Source organism: Romboutsia sp. 13368, assembly GCF_018336475.1.
Classification (GTDB): domain Bacteria; phylum Bacillota; class Clostridia; order Peptostreptococcales; family Peptostreptococcaceae; genus Romboutsia.
In genome coordinates, this window is record NZ_CP048741.1 from 916,588 (window position 1) to 918,141 (window position 1,554).

The window sequence follows — 1,554 nt, forward strand, 5'->3', positions numbered from 1 at the left end:
TTTTCCTCTGCTTATTATCAAACATTCCCCTTAATTATTCACTTTTCATTTTTTTTTGTGTTAATATTTTTATTGCTTGTTTCAACATTTTTTGTGTTAATATTTTTATTTGCTTGCTATATTCTTTATAGCAAGCTTTTAAAAATATTATAAAATTTAATACAACATAAAGGAGAAATAATAATATGGATGCTTTAAATCAGAACAAAAGCAAGAAATTTGCAACTGGTTGGCTTATAGTTGTTGCATGTATGCTTATACAAGCTATTCCATTTGGAGTTGCTTCAAACATACAACCACAATTCGTAAGTTATATAGTTGAAGAAAAAGGATTTACACTTGCAGGATTTTCTCTAATATTCACATTAGGTACAGTTGCATCTGCTGTTGCATCACCATTTATAGGTGTATTATTTAATAAGATAAATACTAAGATGCTATTTTTATTAGGATGTATACTTTCTGGTGGAGGATTCTTAGCATTCTCTATGTGTAACCAATTATGGCAATTCTATTTAGTTGCTGCTGTTGTTCAAGTTGGTACTGCTGTTATATCTTCAATAGGGGTTCCTCTTGTAATAAATAGATGGTTTGATGAAGAATCTAAAGGTAAAGCTATGGGTATAGCATTTGCTGGTAGTGGACTTGGTAACATATTCTTACAACAATTAGTTGTATCTTCTCTTGTTGCTAATGGGGCTGCTAAGTCTTATATGATATTTGGTGCTTTATCTTTAATAGTTGGTATACCAGTATCTTTATTCTTATTAAGAATGCCTAAAAATGATAGTGAAGTTGTAAAAGGTAAAAAAGCTAAAGAAGAAAAGTCAACAGAAAAATCAGTTGATAACTCTGGATTTACATTTAAAGAAGCTACAAAAACTAAATTCTTCTGGTTATTTGGATTTGGTTTATTCTTCTTAGGTATGTATGTATCTGCTTTAGCTGTTCAATACCCAGCTTTCTTAAGTTCTGATGCTGGATTTAAACCTGCTTTAGTAGCTTCTGTTGGATCTGTATTTGCATTATTCTGCTTAGGTGGAAACCTATTTGGTGGTGTAATATTTGATAAACTAGGAACAACTAAAGGACTTGTAGTTGCATTCATATTAGCAGCTGTATCTTGTGTATCTTTAATGTTCTCTAAAGAATTAGCATTACTTGCATTCGTATTTGCATTAACAAAAGGTTTATCAGTATTTGCATATATGATAGGACCATCTATGTTAACAGGTTCTTTCTTTGGTCAAAAAGATTTCGGAGCTATATTAGGTGTAGTTCAAATATTCTTCGCTGTAGGATTTGCTGCTGGTTCATCAGTATTTGGAKTTTTAGTTGATAGCNNNNGATACATGGTTGCATGGTGGTCTGTATTCGCATTTATATTAGTATGCTACGGAGCTTTAGTACTTGCTTCTATAGGTATGTCTAAGTTAAATAAAGAAAGAATAGCAAATTTAACAAATAATTCTACAAAAGAAGTTATATAAATAAATANNAGTATATAGCATTGTTAAATAATATAAAAAATAAAGGTATCAATTAATACCTTTT

At 30.1% G+C, this 1,554-nt stretch carries 1 protein-coding gene; it reads left to right on the forward strand.

Annotation, left to right across the window (positions count from 1 at the left end; translation table 11 throughout):
- The first annotated feature begins 185 nt into the window (after positions 1–185).
- Positions 186–1,490 carry a conjugated bile salt MFS transporter gene (locus G3997_RS03690; RefSeq protein WP_296648289.1) on the forward strand — a complete coding sequence of 435 codons (1,305 nt, stop codon included), beginning with the start codon at positions 186–188 and terminating at the stop codon, positions 1,488–1,490.
- Positions 1,491–1,554: the final 64 nt, after the last annotated feature.